Here is a 17,384-nt window from a genome sequence, read left to right as displayed (position 1 = left end):
GCAAGGGCTGAGGAGTCTCCACGCTCCGCCTTCCACCGCACGCGGACCCGCCGCGTGCCCACACCTGAGGGGGAACCTCGTGTCCACGCTTGCTCTGCTCGTCGTACTGCTCTGGGTCGTCGTCGGCCTGGCGGTCGTTGTCGGTCTCGGCTATCTCGTCTTCCGCAGCCCGCGACTGAAGGGGCCGGTCATGGTCTCCCTGACTGCCGCCACCGTCCTGGTCGCGCTCCTGGCGTGGGTCACTCAGGCCGGCGCACAGTCTGGTGAAGCCGGGCCCGGCGGCGCGGTGGCCCCGACCGTGCGTACAGGACGTTGACCTGCCGCGGGCGGACCCACGGCCGGGTACCGGCGGCCCGTGGTCAGGCTTGCCCTCGAGGCCTGCCCGCCCTGCCCGGGCGAGGCCGGACGCGCACAGCAGCGCCTACAGCACGGTGCCGCGCAGAGCGCGGCGGTCGCCGATCAGGGCGTAGCGGCGGGCGGCGAGGCCGTGCTCAAGGGGTTCGCCGATCTGCTCGCACAGCAGCGCCAGGACGTCGGCGGCCTCGGTGTCGGAGAGGTAGGCCGGGGCGACTTCGAGCATCAGCTCCCCGATCGCGTGGGTGCTGGCGGCGAGTTCGTCGACGACGCGGCGCAGCGCGGCGAGGGTCGGGTCCGCCGGCGGATCGGCGGGCGGCGGGGGCGGGGCGGTGCGGATGTCGCGGACGGCCTGGCGGACCACCGCGCGCACAGCGGCTGCGTCGAGGGCCTGGAGGCCGCTTTGGGCGAGCGTGGTGAGGCGGCGGGTGATCAGCTCCGCGACGTCGCCGCTGCGGCTGGAGACGGCGATCAGGGCGCGCTGGGACAGACCGTAGTCGAGCGCGTCCGCGGCGTCCCGGTCGCTGTCTCGCATGCGAGACGTCTCGGCGCCGGCGGCGACGGCGCCGTGGATCGCGGAGAGGGAGCGGGCGACGCCGAGCAGCCGGTACGCCTGCGCGCGGCTGATGCCGAACTCCGCCTCGCAGTACGACTCCCAGCTGCTGTGCCCGAGAGGGAGCCAGACACGGGCGGCGTGCGCATCGCGGACCCGGGCTGCGAGCACCGCCACGGACCGTCGGACGTCGTCCATCGCCTCCCGCAGCCCCGCTGTCATCTCCCGGGCGCGGGCCGCGGTCAGCGGCGGCCGCGCCGGTGCGGCGCCCTGCTCCTGGTCCTCATGCCGCTCGCCCACGACTCCATCGTCCTCCGCGCCGGTGGGCGGCACCAGGGCGTACGGGAGCACCGGCGCGAGCTCCGTCTCACAGCCTCACAGTTCACCCCGTCTACCTGGGGAAACGGGCTGTGAGACTCACAATCTCCGCGTCGTCGGGCAGGTCCAGGCGCTGGCGCGGCCGAGGAAGCAACACGTCCGGGCCGCCGGGCAGCAGGCCCCTGTTGCGTAGGAACTTGACGCGGCCGCGGCACCAGGAGGAACAGAACTCCCGCGGCCGGCGCCCGGACGCGGGGCAGGGCTGGGTGCACACCAGGCACTGGCCTGGGGCGGCGACGGGCGCGAGGCGCTTCAGGAGCTCACGGACCCGGTCTTCCTCTTCCTGCTCGTACGGTTCGACGTCAGCCGTGCAGCCTTCAAACAGCTCGGTGAACGCGGCCCGGAAGGCGGGGATCTCGCGGCGGCAGGCTCCGAGCAGGTCCAGGTACTCCTCTACCGGCCAACTGGCCAGCGTGCCCGAGCGTGAGAGGTACAGGCCGACGGTGTCGATCCGGTACCGGTCCTCCGTGTCGAGCAGCAGGTAGCCGGTCAGCTGCCACGCTTCCGCTTGGCGCAGGGTGCGGGTGTACCGGGTGCTCTTGAAGTCGAGCAGCAGTCCGTCGACGGCCAGGTCGGCGTCTGCGGCGATGCGGTCGGTCGGGAAGGTGGGCGCTGGCGTGCAGTCCTCCGGCCGTGTGCGGGTCCGCAAATCGTTCAGTGGGCCGTCGGCGGCCTTGTAGAGCTGGGCGACGACGTCGGCCACCATGTCGCGGTGCGGCAGCTGGAGGAGCCGGACCAGGGTGAAGGCGCCGGGGTCTTCTCGGGCGGCAATGGCCAGCGGGGTGAAGGCGAACCCGATCGAAGTGCGGTAGTTGACCTGGTACCAGGCTGCGGCGATCAGCAGGCGGGCCAGGTCCTCCTCCTCATCATGGGCGCGGTCCATCGGGAGCTCTCGGTTGTCGAGCTGCAGACGCATGACCGTCTCCTGGAGGCGCTCGATGAGCTCTTCGCCCACGTCCCGCATCCGCTGCCGGGCGTCGGATTCGTAGGAGCCGGTGAGCAGGATGCCGAGGCGGGCGACGTGGTCGACGGGCTCGGCGGCGGTGAATGCCAGGCGGAGCCGGTAGTCGATCGCGGTGCCGACGTTACCGGCCTCCGTGCCGACGCCCGGCCCCGGCATCAGGATCTGGCTGCTGCGGTCCCGGGCTCGGAAGCTTTTACGCAGCGGGTGGGCACCGGCCGACAGTTCACGGTCCAGAAACCGGCGCAGCGGGGTGCGTGGACAGTGAATCCCGGAGGTCAGGCTCATCAAGTCACCGCCTTGGGCAACAGGCGCCACCAGGGCGCGGTTGAGTCGCGATGAACCGGGACGGTACGCAGCAGGACTGACAAACCGTCACCCGTAAGGATTAGCCGAGAAGCCCCGCAAGTGAGCGGATCACCCGATCGTGTGATCAGGGCGGGGTGGGGCTGTCGAAGGGCGGGCTCGCCCTGAAAATGCACCCCGCCCTGCCAGCGGCTGTCGGTACCGTCCGGTCATGGAGCCTTTTCCAACCTCAGATTAGGCATGGTGAAGGACGAGAACGGGCTTCACAGCTGCTGTGGCGGAGGCGTACTGGCCGCGCGCCTGCGCCCGCGCGGAGACGACGGAGCCGTTCCCGGTGACACGCACCGGGGACGGCCCCTGGCCCACTCGTTCAGGAAGCCCGGATCGCCTGCTCAATCTCCGCGCCGCTACGGGCCACGACGACGGGCCATTCGTCCTTGAGGGAGGCGGGCAGAAGCTCGCGGTCCTCGTCCCGCTGAATCATGGTCGGCCCGCCCGGGACGACGAGCACGGCATCCAGTTGACGTAGCAGGACGGCGAGGAGGTCCATGATCCCGTCCCCTCCGAAGCGGTTGAAGGTGATGCCGGTCGGGCTGTTGAAGTACACGCCCGCTTCCTCCCCCTCCGCCGTACTCACCAGCAGGAAGTCCGTCTCGGGGGCCCGCGCCACCGCATAGGGGTCGAGGACCTCGTGCGCGGCACTCATGTCCAGCGGTGCCAGATCACCGTTCTCGAACCGGCACACGAAGATGTCAAAACTCATGGAGTCTTTTCTAACCTCAGGCTGAGGCGTGGTGAAGGACGACGACGGCCTTCACGATGTCGGTGATCCGGTTGGTGCTGCAGCGGAGCTTCCGCAGAAGGCGCCAGCCCTTCAGGGTGGCCATGGCCTGTTCGCCGAGACAGCGGATCTTGGCGTGGGTGGTGTTGTGTCGCCGTTTCCAGCGTTTGAGCCAACGGCCCCTGAATGGCACCCGGACGGAGCGACCGGCGCCCTGGTAAGCCTTGTCCGCTCAGCACTTCACGTCGGCCTCGGCGAGCGCGTCGATGATGCCGTGGCGCCGGGCGGCGGTCAGGTCATGTGCCGAGCCGGGCAATGCCGGCGAGGCCCACAGCAGTCGGCCGAACGGGTCGGTGAGGACCTGGATGTTCATGCCGTGGCGTTTGTGTTTCCCGGAGTAGTACGGGGTGTCGGCAGCGATCCGGTCGATCGGCAGCAGGGTGCCGTCCAGGATCACGAAGGCTTTCGCTCGTACGGTTTTCATCGCCTCGGTCAGGGTCGGCGCGGCGGCAGCCAGGACGTCGATCGCCTCACGTATGTATCGGTACACGGTCGCGACGCCGATGCCGAACCCGGCGGCGAGCCGCGCGTAGGTGTCCCCGCACCGCAGGTGGGCGAGGGCGAGCAGGGCCTGACGGCCGGCAGGTAGCCGTCGCCACCGGGTCCCGATCTTTCGTTGCCAGGCACGGAGCCGCGTGGTCAGGTAGCGCAGTGTGCCGCTGGACAGATCGATCGACGAGGGGTAGGCAAGCACGCGAAGCTCCTGGCGGACACGGATGATCTTGGTGGAGATCCCGTCTACCAGGAGCTTCGTCGTTCCGTACAGCTGGCAACCTCCAGCACCTCACCGCCGCAGCCAGGTCGGAAAAGGCTCAGTAGCCGTCAAGGCATCGAAGAATCAGGGGGTTTACTCGATCTCTTCACTTCACCTCTTACAGCTCTGCGCCGCAGTCGGGGTGACTCCTGGGCCGGACGGTCGACCGACCGACCGAACAATGAGAAGTCGTCATCATCACAGGTGAAAGCGGTATTGCCACCGCGTGAACTGCCTTGCTGCGCATGGCTCGTGACTGTGCATCAGTCAGCCAATGGCCGCCAGCTTTCGGACAACAGTTCCCGCATCAATGACATTGCCTTCACTTGTTGAAACGATCTGCGCGTTGCCCGGGCATTGCACCTTCGCCCACCGGAGCGTCCTGTCTCCGGGTCTGCCCTACCGGCCGTCACCGAGCGGCCGACCAAAGGAGCTGCTGGAGTGACGAACAACTCGCCTGTCTTCAGAGGCACATCACCCGCCGAATCCCGTTTCACCCGCCTTGGAGTGGTGCCGCGCAGACGCGTGACGGCGACCACGGCCACGGTGGCGGCCGCTCTCCTCTTATCGGCGCTCCCCGCGACGGTCGCCACCGCGACCGCGGCCGACCAGGGCCGGGCTCCGCGGCAGATCGCGGCGGCCCCCCGCCCCGGGGCTGACACCGTCGAACTCTCCCCCGCTCAGCGGGACCGGATGCTCAGCGCCGCAGCCGACGAGAGCACCACCACCGCCCGCCGGTTGAAGCTCGGCGACCAGGAGAAGCTGGTGCCGAGGGACGTCGTCAAGGATGCCGACGGCACGGTGCACACGCGGTACGAGAGGACCTTCGCCGGACTGCCCGTTCGCGGCGGCGACCTGGTGGTCCACGAGCGGGGCGAGTCCCTGACCGCCACCAAGGCGTCTCCGAGGGCCGTATCCGTGCCGACGACCAAGGCCACCGTCCCGGCCGCGACCGCCAAGAGGTCCGCTCTGGCCATCGGAAAGGCGGAGGGGACCGAGAGGGCCACCTCGGCCGGGGCCCCACGTCTCGTCGTCTGGGCGGAGGCCGGAAAGACCACCCTGGCCTGGGAATCCGTCGTCACCGGCGTACAGGACGACGGGACGCCGAGCCGCCGGCAGGTTGTGACCGACGCCGCGACCGGCAAGCAGGTGGAGAGCGTCGAGCAGATTCACACCGGCGAGGGCGAGAGCCGGTACAGCGGACGCGTACAGATCGGCTCGGTCCGCAACGGCAACTCCTACGAACTCACCGACCCGCAGCGCGGTGAGCACAGGACGTACGACATCGCCGCCAACGGCGCACAGACCCTGCTGTCCGACGACGACGATCACTGGGGCGACGGGACGCCCGCCGACCGCCAGACGGCGGCCGTGGACGCCGCCTACGGCGCGCAGCGGACCTGGGACTTCTACAAAGACCGGTTCGGCCGCAACGGCATAGCCGACGACGGCGTCGGCGCCCGCTCCAGGGTCCACTACGGCAGCGGCTACGCCAACGCCTTCTGGGACGACCTCTGCTTCTGCATGACCTACGGTGACGGACTGGACAACGCCAGGCCCGTCACCTCCATGGACATCGCCGCCCACGAGATGACCCACGGCGTCACCCACGCCACCGCGGACCTGTACTACGCCGGGGAGTCCGGGGGTCTGAACGAGGCGACCAGCGACATCATGGCCGCGGCCGTGGAGTTCTTCGCTGACAACCCGAAGGACACGCCGGACTACCGGATGGCCGAGCTGATCGACCTGCGCGGCACCGGCAAGCCGATCCGCTACATGGACCACCCTTCCAAGGACGCCTCCTCGAAGGGCACCTCCCAGGACTACTGGACCCCTGAGACGAAGAAGTTGGACCCGCACTTCAGTTCCGGCGTGGCGAACCACTTCTTCTACCTGCTCGCCGAGGGCAGCGGCAAGAAGACCATCCACGGCATCGACTACGACAGCCCCACCTACGACGGCAACCCCGTCGCCGACATCGGCCTGCACAACGCGACCGCCATCTGGTACCGGGCGCTGACCGTCTACATGACCAGCCGCACCGACTACGCAGGGGCCCGCACCGCCACCCTGCGGGCCGCGGCCGATCTGTTCGGCATGGACAACGATGTCTACACGGCCGTCGGCAACGCCTGGGCGGCCGTCAACGTGGGCCCGTCGTACGTCAACAACATCGCCGCGTCGGTGCCGCCCGCCCAGAAGTCGGCGGTCGGGCAGCCGACCGGTCTGAGGATCGACGCGGTGTCCACCCGCCCGGGTGCCCTCACCTACGCCGCCACCGGTCTGCCCGGCGGACTGTCGATCGACACCGCCACGGGTGCGGTCAGCGGCACGCCGACCACGGCCGGTGAGTTCACCACGGTCATCACCATCACGAACTCCGCGGCGCAGACACGTGCCCTGTCCTTCCGCTGGACCGTGCTGGCCTCCGGCGGCGCCTTCTTCACCAACCCGGCCCGGGTCGACATCCCGAACTGGGCGGTCGTCGAGTCTCCCATCACCGTCACCGGCCGGGAAGGAAACGCCCCCCGCGATCTGAAGGTCGGCGTCGATCTCGTCCACGACTTCATCGGCGGCCAGGTCATCGAACTGGTCGCGCAGGACGGCACGGTGATCCCGGTGAAGGACTTCGTCTGGGACACCGGCACGGAACTGCACGAGACGTACACCGTCGACGCCTCCGGGGTCCCCGCCGACGGCACCTGGAAGCTGCGCGTCCACGACAACACCCCCGGTATCTTCACCGTCGACCCCGGATACCTCGACGGCTGGAACCTGAGCTTCTGACCCTCTCCTCTCGGCACTGGGGCCGCCCGTCGCACCGGACCAGCGGGGCGACGGGCGGCCCGGCGGGCACTGTCACGTTGGCTGACCGGTGGAGTGATCTTCGGGTCGATCAGGCCGGGAGGGGCGTCCGTGGGGAGTGCGTCGCTGCTGTACAAGGGGCATCGGTACCCCGTCGAGGTCATCTTCCACTGCGTGTGGCTGTACTTCCGCTTCCCGCTGTCGTTCCGCGAGGTCGAAGAGCTCATGCTCGAGCGTGGGGTCGTCGTCTCCTACGAGACGATCCGCCGCTGGTGCGGCAGTTTCGGGCATTCCTACGCAACGCGTCGCGCCGCCGGCAGCCCCGCTCCGGGGCCAAGTGGCACTCGGACGAAGTCCTTTGTCAAGGTCGACGGCGAGCAGCGGAACCTGTGGCGAGCCGTCAACCAGGACGGCAACCCGTTGGACATCCTGGTGCAGGACCGCCGGGACAAGGTCGCGGCCGGCTCTTCTTCCGCAGACTTCCGAAGAGGACCGGTGCGGTGCCGCGAGTGATCGTGACCGGCAAGCTCCGCTCTACGGAGCGTCCCACCGCGAGGTCATGCCCTGCGTTTGAGCACCGCCTCTCGACAACGCTCACCTATGAGTCCGACCGGTTGAGTCTCGGGATGACGGCACTCTCACGCCGCCCCGGGCACCTTCTCGGCCGCGGAACGGCGCTTCCAGTACGCGACGGTCAGCACAGCCAGCAGCGGTCCCCACAGGGTCAGCGGCGCGTAGCAGAAATAGAACCAGGCAGCTTCCCAGCCGCTGGCTTCGCTTGGGGAGTCGGCCGGCAGGTCGCCGCCTCGGATCGTGGTGCCCCCGATCTCGGAGACGATGAACAGGAGGGTGAACAGGAGAGTGAGGACCATGGCCCCGACAGCAGCCGGGAGGACCGCCGCCTTCCTCGGCACCCGGCGGCCGCGCAGAAACGGGATCCATCGCGGGAACACCTCACCCCAGCGGGCGATCAGGCCGATCGCAGTGAACGCGAGGACTTCCGACAGGATCGACAGGAAGACGACATAAGCCCGTTCGCCGAGTCCGAGAGCGCCGTCGAACGCGATCGGGAGTCGCCAGATACTGGAAGGCAGGACGGTCAACGGAACGGCGTAGGCCACGAGTTGCATCCGTCGCGACACTCCGGCAACGGGCTCGTGGGCGGTCCGCCATGTGGCGTTGAATCGTCCCAGGCGGGCGGTGGCGGGTTCTTCGGCGTGCAAGAGTGGCTGCATGTGCGGTCCTCGGTTTCGGTGGACTGATGTTCGACCTGTTCCGCAATGAAGATCCCAGTCAACGGGGCTCCGAGGATCGCTCTGGGGGCTGAACTCGGCTCCGCCTGACGGCCGACAGAGCGGTGCGACCGGAGGATGACGGCAGGGACCGGTGGTAACCAGCGGTCAGGCTGGGCAAAGTCGGGGTCAGTTCGGAGGAGACGTCACCTGCGTGCGGCGCGGGCACATACGAGCGCCGGGAGCACATTGACGCGGAGACCACCCACGCCAGTCAACGGGCACCTCGCCATGAGCGGAGTCCGAGCGTCGGTCTCTCACTCAGAGGCTGGACCTTCTCCGCCGGAGCACCGGCATCGTCGTGGAGCGTCCGGGAAGCTGATCACCCGGGTCGCAGGGGCGAGGTGCCGTCCCGGCCAGCATGGTCCGTCGCGCAGGGCATCCGTCGGCGGTCATCGTCGGTGGCGGTCCCGGATGATCCGGTCGACGATTGCCGCGGCCCGGTCCGGGCGCTCCTCGAACCAGGCGCCGAGATGTTCCCGGACAGCCTCCCCGACGCAGGCACGCACCTCGGCGCCGCCGAGCAATCCGCGGATGGGGCCGAGGAACTCGGGGCGGTCCAGTTTCACTGACACGACCGCAGTGAGGCCCTCGCCGATCCGGTCGGCGCCGGGACCGGAGTACTGGGCTGTCAGCAGGCCCCGTCTGCGTGCCCAGGCGGCGACCGCGGTCGCCACCCCGTCGTGAAAGCCGTCCACGTGCGTGCCGCCCTCACGGGTGAGCCGGCTGTTGGCGAAACTGCGCAACCGCTCCCCGCGCGAGCCGCCCCACAGGAGGGCGACCTCCATCGTGCCCGCCATCCGCGGGTCCTCTCGCTCGAAGGCGATGACGTCCGGCCCCAGGGCCGCGCCCGTCTCGGCATCGAGAGCGGCCACGAAGTCCCGGACCCCCTCCGGAAACCGGAATCGCACCCTGCGGACCCCTACCGCCCGACGTTCATCGGTCAGCGAGATCTCCAAGCCCCGGTTGAGGAAGGCAACTTGCCCAAAGCGCTCCGCCAGCACGGCGAACGAGCACCACGTCGTCTCGAAAATCTCGGCGTCCGGCCAGAACGCGACGGTCGTCCCGCTTGTGCGTGTAGGGCCCACGGCGGCGGGCGGGGCGAAAGCGACGCCACGGGCGTGCTCCTGAACCCGGCGGACTCCCCCGCACCGCACCTCGGCCGTCAGCCGGCTGGACAGGGCGTTGACGACGAGGAGCCCCACACTGAAGTGGCCCACGAGCGCGATGTGCCGGCCATCGGGATCCGGTCCGGCCTGCAGGCTCGTCAGCAGAGCTTCGAGGCCCAGGACACTGCCATCCCCGGCGTCCTCGAAGGGAACCACCGTCCCGTCGTCCGCCACTCGTACGCCGCCGTCGGTTGTGAGCGTGACGTCGACGCAGCCGCCGCCCGTGGCCAAGACCGCGCTCACCGACCGGCCGACGACGTCGACCTGGCCTGCGAGCAAGGCCAGCGGCCGCTGTCCCTGCTGGTCACCGCGGGCCAGCGCGGTGACAGCCCGCAGTTCGCTGCCGTCCTGGAAGGCATCCGGGTGCCTCGCACCGGACCCGGACGTCCTCGTGTCAGGCCCCTGCGAGTGCGGGGCGACAAGGCGTACTCGTCACGCACCAACCGAGCTTACCTGCGAAAGCGCGGAATCCGGTGCACGATCCCCGAACCGACGGACCAGGCTGCGAACCGCAAGCGACGCGGGAGGGGCGGCGGGCGGCCTCCGGCCTTCAACCGCGAGGACTACAAGGCCCGGCACGCGGTCGAGTGCGGAATCAACCGGCTCAAGCGCAACCGCGCGGTCGCCACCAGGTTCGACAAACTCGCCGTCCGCTTCGAAACCACCGTCCTGATCGCCGCGATTGGCGAATGGTTATGAGCGGCCAGGGCTGTCGGTTCCCCATGCCATGCTGACGGCGACCAGGGTGAACAGGGCAAGGGAGAGGCAACGATGGGGGCTCAGTACTTCGGCGCCGACAGCGAGAACGGCGACCGTATCGACGACCCCTCCGAGGATGCGCTGTTCATGATGATCAGCGACCTCAACGACTCGGACAACACGTTCGTGGTCGTCCAGCCCGACGAGGACGACCCGGCCTGGTTCGCTTCGGTGGCTGTCCTGGACGAAGGCGGCTACGAGATCGTCCGGCGCGACACCGTCCGCAGCGAGCACGAGGTCATTACGGAGACCAGCATCAACGACATCGCTCGCGACCTAACCATCTGGATCGCCGGCCGCGACTTCCCCGGACGGCCAACCAGACAGGTCACCGACTTCTAAAACACGCCCTAGTACTCCAGTGTGGTTTCGTGATCGGCGGCTCTGTCGGTGCTTCCTCGTACGCTGCTGTGCATGGGGTATGAACTGCACAACACGCGGCGCGACGACTGGTGGGACGAGGAGGGGCCTGAGATCAGTCGGCAGGAATGGGAGTCCGCCGTTGCCGCCGATCCCGATCTGGTCATGCAGCCCATCCCCGACGGCTGGCCTGCAGATGCCTTCTCCTCGGCTTTGATGACTACGCGGCCGGACCAAGAAGACGGGATCGAGGCGCTGCACTGGGACCAGGGCCTGGTCAGCGCCAAGCACCCGAGCGACGTGCTGATCGCCAAGATGTGCGAGCTCGCCAGGCACTGGGGGGCTCGGGTGCAAGGCGACGACGGTGAACACTACCCGCGGCCACCGCGAGATGATCAAGGGTTGTGTGGACTCTTGAAGATCGTGCGGTGGCCGCGGGCCAAAGCATAGACGCAGCCCGTTGGCGGGCGATGTTCGACCAAGCCATGTCGAGGATCGCCGGCCGGTTCCGCCGGGTCGAGCCGAGGGCGACGGCCCGCTCCTACCTGCTCGGACTACTCTCCGGCGTCGAGCGGAAGAGCTGCTGGCGGCTGGCCGAACAGGCTGGCCACGCCCGCCCTGGGCCGATGCAGCGCTTGCTACGAACCGCGCGCTGGAGCGCCGATGAGGTCCGCGACGACGTCGTCGAGCACCTCGGCGCCGACGACGGCGTGCTGATCGTCGACGAGACCGGATTTTCGAAGAAGGGCCGCGGTTCGGCCGGGGTTCAGCGGCAGTACACCGGAACCGCCGGACGGATCGAGAACAGTCAGGTCGGCGTGTTCCTCGCCTACGCCTCCCGTCACGGGCGGGCCTTGATAGACCGCCGTCTGTATCTGCCAGAGCAAGCCTGGTGCCAAGACGGCGAGCGCCGAGCCGGGGCCGGCGTCCCCGACCACGTGGAGTTCGCGACCAAGCCCGCCCTGGCCGGGCGGATGATCGAGGCTGCGCTGGACGCCGGGATCACTACCTCATGGGCGACGGACGACGAGGCGTACGGCCAGGATCCGGGCCTGCGGGCGCTGCTGGAAGCCCGCCGGATCGGCTATGTCCTCGCCGTAGCTTGCAGCACCCGGGTACGGATCAACCAGGACCGCACCGCAGTCCGAGCGGACGTCGCTGCCGACCATCTGCCCGCCTCGGCCTGGCATCGGCAAAGTGCCGAAGCCGGGGCGAAGGGCCCCCGCTACTACGACTGGGCCTGGATCGAGATCGGTGCTGACGGTCACCGCTACCTACTGATCCGCCGCAACCCCACCAGCGGCGAACTCGCCTTCTACCTTTGCTGGACCCCACAGCGAGTGTCACTGTCAGAGCTGGTCCGGGTCGCCGGCACCAGGTGGTGCATCGAAGAGTGCTTCCAGGCAGCGAAGGGACAGGTTGGGCTGGACCACTACCAGGTCCGCCACTGGACCGCATGGCACCGGCACATCACCCTGGCCATGCTCGCGCTAGCCTTCCTCACCGTCCTGGCTGCCGACGCAAGGCCGACCAGACCAGCCGAGCCGAACCGCCCCGCTCGGGAGCAGCGAACCGATCGACCTGACCGTTCCTGAGCTCCGCCATCTGCTCGGGGCACTGCTGAACCCACTCACCACCCTGAACAAGCTGCTGGCCTGGTCGACCTGGCGCAGGCTCCACCAGGCCACAGCCCGCCGGAGCCATTACCGACGACGGATCTCCGCCCCCTCCACCGCATAAATCACAAAGCCGCACTGGAGTACTAGACCGTAACCAGGAGATTGCCGCGTTCACGAGCCCTTTCGACGTTTTGGCCGCATCTCGGTGGAACGGATGGGCGCTGGGTTCCATCTCTCCAACTTGGAGACAAAGGCGAGGTAGGGGAGAGCAATGAGGACAACGGTACGTACCGCGCTTGTCATGACCGTAGGGGTGCTCTGTATCCCCCTGGCGGGGTGCGCTCGCTCAGAATCCCCCAAGGGTTCGGCCTTACCGAGTAAGACAGATGCGGCCTACGCGGTGGCCTACGGTGCGGGCCATAGAACAGGGAAGGCCATCTACGACTCGCAGGGCAAAGGAGCGGCTGTACGTGAAACCGTTTGGGGTGGCTGCACACGACGGGCCCTTGACGCCAAAGCCACTGAAGCCGAGGCTGACCGGGGCGCCTGGGTGCAAGGCTGCCTGGACGGCGTTGCCAACAGGCCTGCCAGTCCCCCCACCGCCGCAATCACCAGCCGCACCGAGGACGCGGACTTGATGCGGGCGTTCCGCTCTTGGGCGGATGCCAACGGCAGGAGGGAGTTAGCTCAGCATGTGTCCAAACTGATCGTGGCACAACTAACGAGGACGGACTACGACCTCGAGTTGAGCACCGAATACGACGCAGCCAGCCGCGAGCAGGCCAACGAACTCGCACGAAGCTTCGTCACCTGGTGGGATGGCGACCACGGCAAGGGCGAAGACGGCGTCGCCCGCAACGTCCTGGTCCTCGGTGGCGACGGAAAGATGCTGCTGACTCAGAGAATCTAGCCTCAATCTTTCGTGAGGGTCCGCCGACGGAGTCGGTGAGCCCTTTCTCTTTCCGTAGCTGTTGGTAGGCAGGCCGGCGGCCCGGTTGTCGCGTCGGGTGGGCGCCGGGTTCCACTGTCCGGGATCGAGTGGTGCTGTCGTCGGGATGGTTGAGGTTGTTGGTCAGCCGGGGTTGGGCGGGAGCGCGAGCCGTTCGAGAGCGGCGGTGATCTCGCCGGTCCATGGCCAGTGCTGGGTGAGGCGGAGAATCCTGCGTCGGCCGGTGGTGACGAGCTGAGCGGCTGCGGAGAACAGGCGGAATCGCAGGTGACGGGGTTCCCAGGGCCGGGCCTTGCCAGTCAGCGCGAGCATCGGCATTCAGGCCAGCAGGTCGAGGGCGATCTGGACGATCTCGAGCCAGACCTTGTTCTGCGCTGCCCTATGCACAGGGGCAGGTTGCGCAGGCCGGTGGCCCGGGCGGCCCTGATCCGGTCCTCGGCCTGGGCCTGCAGCCGGTGACGGAGCTCGAGCTCGGCGATCGGCCGGTGGGTGGTGTTGGTCGCGAAGCACGTGATCCTCATGCCGTCCGCGTCCGTGATCCTCAACGGGTGTAGATCTTCTGAGGGTGCCTCGTTGGGGTGACTCGCAGGGGTTCGGGGTGTGGCTGGTTTTGCCGACTCTTACCGTCGCTGGGGTCGAGCCGCCGTGAGGCGTGCGGGTGCTGAGCGAGGGTGGGTGTGGTGTGCCGTCGTTGATGGAAGCGCTGGAGGCCAGGCGGGCTGAGGTGCTGGGCCGGGCCGAGCGGCTTCGTGAGCAGATCGCTGGTCTGTCCGAAGAGGTTGTCGCGGGCCGAGGAGCGGCTGGCGCGGTTGCAGGTCGCGCGCGAGACGGTGGAGGAGGTGCTGGCCGCACCGTCTTCGCCGGTGCCGGACACGGACGCCGCGGGCGGGGGTGACGGCGGAGTCGCCGTGGCGCTGGAGAAGGCCGAGGCAGAGCTGGACGTGGCGGTGATGTCTCCCGAGTACCGGGAGATCATCGCCCTGTTCGCGACCTCGGGGGCGGCGATGCGCTGCAAAGAGGTCTGCCAGCAATTGAGTCTGGGGACTGAGCCGCGCCATGTCGAGGGGATGCGCTCGAAGCTGAAGCGGCTGGTGGAGCGCGGGATCCTGGCCGAGCCCTCGTCCGGGCTGTTCAAGGTCGACGGCAGGAAGCAGGGGTGGTGAGCGTGGTGGGGCCGGCCCAGGGTGCGCTCGCGGAGTGTGAGGACGCCTTCGCCGCCTCGGCGGGTCTGTTCGCCGCGGCGTGTGCGGAGCTGGCGGCCCCTCGGGCGGCGGTGATGACGCACGCGCAGTTGGAGGACCTGCTGGGAGCGCGGATGCGCGAGGTCACGCGGCAGTTGTTCCAGGACCACCTGACCCTGCGGGCCAGGGACGAGGCCCGTCGTGAAGAGGTCGTGGACGCCGCCGGTGTCGGACGCTCGAGGATCGAGCGGTGCCGGCGCCGGTTGCTGGCCACGGTGTTCGGCAAGGTCACCGTCGTTCGGATCGCCTATCGCGGCACTGGTGTGGCGGACCTGCACCCGGCCGACGCGGTGCTGAACCTGCCGGATGGAATGCACTCGCACGGGCTGGCCAGGCTCGCCGCTATCGAGTCCTCCCGCGGCAGCTTCGCCGACGCCTGCGAGCGGATCAACGCCCACACCGGCTCCGGCATCGGGCACCGGCAGGTCCAGGAACTCGCTGTCAGCGCCGCAGCGGACATCGACGCGTTCTACGACGCCCTGGTACCCGCCCCCTGCACCGACACCACGCCACTGATCTTGTCGGTGGACGGCAAGGGCGTGGTGATAAGACCCGAAGCGCTGCGTGAGGACACCGCGAAGGCCGCGGCCGCCAAGGGCGGCAACGCGATGAAGACCCGGCTGGCGTCCGGGGAGAAACACGGCAGGAAACGGATGGCCACCCTGGGAGCCGTCTACGATGCCGAACCCGCGCCGCGCACAGCCGACGACATCATCGCCGACCCCGACCGGCATGACGACGCCGGCCACGGCGCGGCGCCCGAGCGCCGCCAGGGGCCGAAGGCCCGGTCGAAGTGGTTGTGCGGCTCGGTGAACGACACCGCCGCGCAGGTCGTGGCCGCCGTGTTCGACCAGGCCGAGTACCGCGACCCCGCCCACCGCCGTTGCTGGGTCGTCCTCGTTGACGGAGCCCGCCATCAGATCGACCTCATCAAGGCCGAAGCACTGCAGCGCGGCGTGGACGTCCACATCATCGTCGACCTCATCCACGTGCTCGAATATCTGTGGCGAGCAGCATGGTGCCTACACGGCAGCGGCGATGCCTCCGCCGAGACCTGGGTCGCCCGTCACGCCCGCGTCCTGCTGGGCGGCGGCGTGCAGCAGACCGCCGCCGCACTCGAGGCGGCCGCCCGCGCGGCTGGACTGCGCGGCGCCCAGCGCAAGGGCATCGACGAGGCCGTGAACTACCTGACCGGCAAGGCCGGGCACCTGCGCTACGACACCGCCCTGGAACGCGGCTGGCCGATCGCCACCGGAATCATCGAGGGAGCATGCCGGCACCTGGTCAAAGACCGCCTGGACATCACCGGCGCCCACTGGGGCCTCTCCGGAGCCGAAGCCGTACTCAAGCTGCGTGCCGTCCGCGCCAACGGCGACTTCGACGCCTACTGGACCTGGCACCAGCAGCAGGAATTCATCCGCAACCACCAGACGCACTACCGCGACCAGGTCATACCCACCGCCTGATCAACAGCACCCTCATTGGATCTAATCCCAACCGCGTTTCGCCAGGCCAACGCGCCCGCCTGGGAGTTGGTAAGCCACTCAAGGGATCAGAGCGGCGATCAATAGGGTAAGGGGCAGAAAAATTAGGGGAGTTGCCATCACCCAGCCCATGCGCGAGGACGTTTTCGCACCGATAAGGATACAGAACGGTGCCATGAGGAGCACGTAGAAGAAGAATACGAAGATTATGACGCCTGCGCCCACGATGTCCTCCTAGCGGTGCCTGCCGCGTGTTCGCGCCAGTTGCTGCACGGTCACCCGCACAGAGCTATTTGAACACGTTCAACTTCGATCGGTGTTGTCACGGCCCGGGATGCCTCACGGGCACGAAAGCGTGCACACGTGCACGAGCGCACGCGTGCAACGAGACGTGGCGGCAGGACGGGAAGCCGTCGATGTCAGTCCCCTCGCAGCGTGGAGACGATTTGCGCTGCTTGCTGCCAGACTTGCTGAGCCCAGTACTGCTGCTCGAAATCCACCGGGCTGGCAAAGTCGCACACGCTGTGGATCCTCCGGGTGTTGTAGAAGTCCGTGATCCACGTAGCGATCTTCAGCCGGGCCTCGCTGCGGGTCGCGAACCGGTGCCGGTCTACGTACTCCGCCTTGAGCACGCTGTTGAACGCCTCAGAAACGGCGTTGTCGAAACTGATCTGCTCACGCAGCCGCTCGGCCTGGCCCAGCACCTCAGCCCGCCTGGCCTCCAACGCCTCCATCAACGACGGCACACCACACCCACCCTCGCTCAGCACCCGCACCCCTCGCGGCGGGCTCGACCCCGGCGACGGTAGAAGCCGGCACGACCAGCCACACCCGAACCTCTGCGAATCACCCCAACGAGGCACCCCCAGAAGATCCGCACCCATCCTCAACTGGGCGCCAGATGGGGCCGTTCTTTGCGGTGATCAGTCGCATGCCCTTGGGCCAGCCGTCCAGGAGTATGCCGGTGAGCTCTGCGACCCATGCCCCGTCGCGGGCCTCACCGTTGGCCTCGACGGCCGGCGTCCGGGCTGAGGCGGGGATCGTCAGCACGTGTTCGTGGATCGCTTCGGTAATCACCATGCCGACCGAGTAGGACAGCCATCGTCCTCGCCTGACGAGCCAGGACACGAAGTCGTGGGTGCCGCCTGCGGAGTCGGTGCGGATCAGGGTCTGCCGCCCTCGCCGGTATTGCTCGGCAGTTGGGCCAGGGCGAGTTGGGCGGTGGTGATATGGTCGGCTGCCGTGTTGGAGCCCGCGTTTCCCGGCCTGAACAGGGCGGCGACGGGCTCGCCGGTTCCGCCCGGTCCGTGGTCGACGAAGGCGGTCAGGGGGTGATGGCCGTAGGTCTTCTTCCAGGTCGGGGCCGCGTCCTGTTTGTCGGAGTGCGCGATCACGAGGACACCGTCGAGATCGATGATGACCTGGCCGTCTGCGTTCGGGGCGTTCTGGCCGCCCAACGACCAGGCGCGATGGCGGACTTCGGATCGTGCGGACCGGATGGCTCCGAGGGCCGGCCGGGATCCGCCTGATCATCCGCTGCCGGTGCGCGCTTTTAC

At 68.4% G+C, this 17,384-nt stretch carries 15 protein-coding genes and 4 pseudogenes; 10 read left to right on the top strand and 9 right to left on the bottom strand.

Annotated elements, in window-relative coordinates; genetic code table 11:
• The first annotated feature begins 79 nt into the window (after nucleotides 1-79).
• Nucleotides 80-316: a hypothetical protein gene (locus tag ACIRS4_RS34330; protein WP_356687402.1), complete on the top strand. Its 237-nt coding sequence runs from the start codon at nucleotides 80-82 to the stop codon at nucleotides 314-316.
• A 105-nt stretch (nucleotides 317-421) separates the two neighbouring features.
• On the opposite strand, the gene ACIRS4_RS34325 is transcribed toward ACIRS4_RS34330, so the two are convergent.
• The 4 genes and pseudogenes from ACIRS4_RS34325 to ACIRS4_RS34310 form a co-directional block, all read right to left on the bottom strand.
• A complete protein-coding gene (locus ACIRS4_RS34325) occupies nucleotides 422-1,258 on the bottom strand; it encodes a hypothetical protein (protein WP_404203506.1) in 837 nt (278 codons plus the stop codon).
• Nucleotides 1,259-1,298: 40 nt separating this feature from the next.
• Nucleotides 1,299-2,534, bottom strand: a complete 1,236-nt coding sequence (locus ACIRS4_RS34320) for a hypothetical protein (RefSeq protein ID WP_404203504.1) — start codon at nucleotides 2,532-2,534, stop codon at nucleotides 1,299-1,301.
• A gap of 388 nt (nucleotides 2,535-2,922) precedes the next feature.
• Complete coding sequence (locus tag ACIRS4_RS34315; protein ID WP_404203502.1) at nucleotides 2,923-3,315, bottom strand: hypothetical protein; 393 nt, start codon at nucleotides 3,313-3,315, stop codon at nucleotides 2,923-2,925.
• A gap of 16 nt (nucleotides 3,316-3,331) precedes the next feature.
• Nucleotides 3,332-4,087, bottom strand: a pseudogene (locus tag ACIRS4_RS34310) (transposase family protein).
• Nucleotides 4,088-4,672: 585 nt separating this feature from the next.
• Here ACIRS4_RS34310 and ACIRS4_RS34305 point away from each other — a divergent pair.
• Entirely contained in the window at nucleotides 4,673-6,937 is a 2,265-nt protein-coding gene (locus tag ACIRS4_RS34305; RefSeq protein WP_404203500.1) for a M4 family metallopeptidase, read from the top strand.
• 129 nt (nucleotides 6,938-7,066) lie between these two features.
• Nucleotides 7,067-7,526: pseudogene (locus ACIRS4_RS34300) on the top strand (IS6 family transposase); the annotation flags it as partial.
• A 67-nt stretch (nucleotides 7,527-7,593) separates the two neighbouring features.
• Here the strand turns inward: ACIRS4_RS34300 and ACIRS4_RS34295 are convergent.
• A complete protein-coding gene (locus ACIRS4_RS34295; RefSeq protein ID WP_404203498.1) occupies nucleotides 7,594-8,190 on the bottom strand; it encodes a hypothetical protein in 597 nt (198 codons plus the stop codon).
• Between the two features lie 449 nt (nucleotides 8,191-8,639).
• A complete protein-coding gene (locus tag ACIRS4_RS34290) occupies nucleotides 8,640-9,647 on the bottom strand; it encodes a DNA gyrase subunit B (RefSeq protein ID WP_404203496.1) in 1,008 nt (335 codons plus the stop codon).
• Between ACIRS4_RS34290 and ACIRS4_RS34285 the strand changes: the two genes are divergently transcribed.
• The 5 genes from ACIRS4_RS34285 to ACIRS4_RS34265 all read left to right on the top strand — a co-directional run bounded on the left by ACIRS4_RS34285 (nucleotide 9,546) and on the right by ACIRS4_RS34265 (nucleotide 13,064).
• Entirely contained in the window at nucleotides 9,546-10,115 is a 570-nt protein-coding gene (locus tag ACIRS4_RS34285; protein WP_404203530.1) for a transposase, read from the top strand. The genes ACIRS4_RS34290 and ACIRS4_RS34285 overlap by 102 nt on opposite strands.
• Nucleotides 10,116-10,187: 72 nt before the next feature.
• The gene (locus ACIRS4_RS34280) at nucleotides 10,188-10,517 is read left to right on the top strand and encodes a hypothetical protein (RefSeq protein ID WP_404203494.1); all 330 of its coding nucleotides are present in this window, start codon (nucleotides 10,188-10,190) and stop codon (nucleotides 10,515-10,517) included.
• A 72-nt stretch (nucleotides 10,518-10,589) separates the two neighbouring features.
• Entirely contained in the window at nucleotides 10,590-10,985 is a 396-nt protein-coding gene (locus tag ACIRS4_RS34275; protein WP_404203492.1) for a hypothetical protein, read from the top strand.
• A gap of 20 nt (nucleotides 10,986-11,005) precedes the next feature.
• On the top strand, nucleotides 11,006-12,130 hold the full coding sequence (locus ACIRS4_RS34270) for an IS701 family transposase (RefSeq protein ID WP_404203490.1): 1,125 nt from the start codon (nucleotides 11,006-11,008) through the stop codon (nucleotides 12,128-12,130).
• 718 nt (nucleotides 12,131-12,848) lie between these two features.
• On the top strand, nucleotides 12,849-13,064 hold the full coding sequence (locus ACIRS4_RS34265; protein WP_334522735.1) for a hypothetical protein: 216 nt from the start codon (nucleotides 12,849-12,851) through the stop codon (nucleotides 13,062-13,064).
• A gap of 162 nt (nucleotides 13,065-13,226) precedes the next feature.
• Here the strand turns inward: ACIRS4_RS34265 and ACIRS4_RS34260 are convergent.
• Nucleotides 13,227-13,654, bottom strand: a pseudogene (locus ACIRS4_RS34260) (transposase); the annotation flags it as partial.
• A 198-nt stretch (nucleotides 13,655-13,852) separates the two neighbouring features.
• Between ACIRS4_RS34260 and ACIRS4_RS34255 the strand changes: the two are divergent.
• Complete coding sequence (locus ACIRS4_RS34255; protein ID WP_404203487.1) at nucleotides 13,853-14,266, top strand: hypothetical protein; 414 nt, start codon at nucleotides 13,853-13,855, stop codon at nucleotides 14,264-14,266.
• Nucleotides 14,267-14,271: 5 nt separating this feature from the next.
• Nucleotides 14,272-15,810: an ISKra4 family transposase gene (locus ACIRS4_RS34250; protein ID WP_404203528.1), complete on the top strand. Its 1,539-nt coding sequence runs from the start codon at nucleotides 14,272-14,274 to the stop codon at nucleotides 15,808-15,810.
• A 437-nt stretch (nucleotides 15,811-16,247) separates the two neighbouring features.
• Here the strand turns inward: ACIRS4_RS34250 and ACIRS4_RS34245 are convergent, their stop codons facing one another.
• Entirely contained in the window at nucleotides 16,248-16,598 is a 351-nt protein-coding gene (locus tag ACIRS4_RS34245; RefSeq protein WP_404203526.1) for an integrase core domain-containing protein, read from the bottom strand.
• A gap of 111 nt (nucleotides 16,599-16,709) precedes the next feature.
• Nucleotides 16,710-17,339, bottom strand: a pseudogene (locus tag ACIRS4_RS34240) (transposase); the annotation flags it as partial.
• Nucleotides 17,340-17,384 lie beyond the last annotated feature (45 nt).

Source organism: Streptomyces sp. NPDC101166, assembly GCF_044768125.1.
GTDB lineage: Bacteria > Actinomycetota > Actinomycetes > Streptomycetales > Streptomycetaceae > Streptomyces.
This window is presented reverse-complemented; position numbering and strand designations above follow the sequence as displayed.

Bases quoted from the DNA above. Each gene is read 5' to 3' on its own strand.
- ACIRS4_RS34315 (WP_404203502.1), bottom strand. From the start codon at position 3,315: ATGAGTTTTGACATCTTCGTGTGCCGGTTCGAGAACGGTGATCTGGCA.
- ACIRS4_RS34280 (WP_404203494.1), top strand. From the start codon at position 10,188: ATGGGGGCTCAGTACTTCGGCGCCGACAGCGAGAACGGCGACCGTATC.
- ACIRS4_RS34295 (WP_404203498.1), bottom strand. From the start codon at position 8,190: ATGCAGCCACTCTTGCACGCCGAAGAACCCGCCACCGCCCGCCTGGGA.
- ACIRS4_RS34275 (WP_404203492.1), top strand. From the start codon at position 10,590: ATGGGGTATGAACTGCACAACACGCGGCGCGACGACTGGTGGGACGAG.
- ACIRS4_RS34270 (WP_404203490.1), top strand. From the start codon at position 11,006: ATGTTCGACCAAGCCATGTCGAGGATCGCCGGCCGGTTCCGCCGGGTC.
- ACIRS4_RS34320 (WP_404203504.1), bottom strand. From the start codon at position 2,534: ATGAGCCTGACCTCCGGGATTCACTGTCCACGCACCCCGCTGCGCCGG.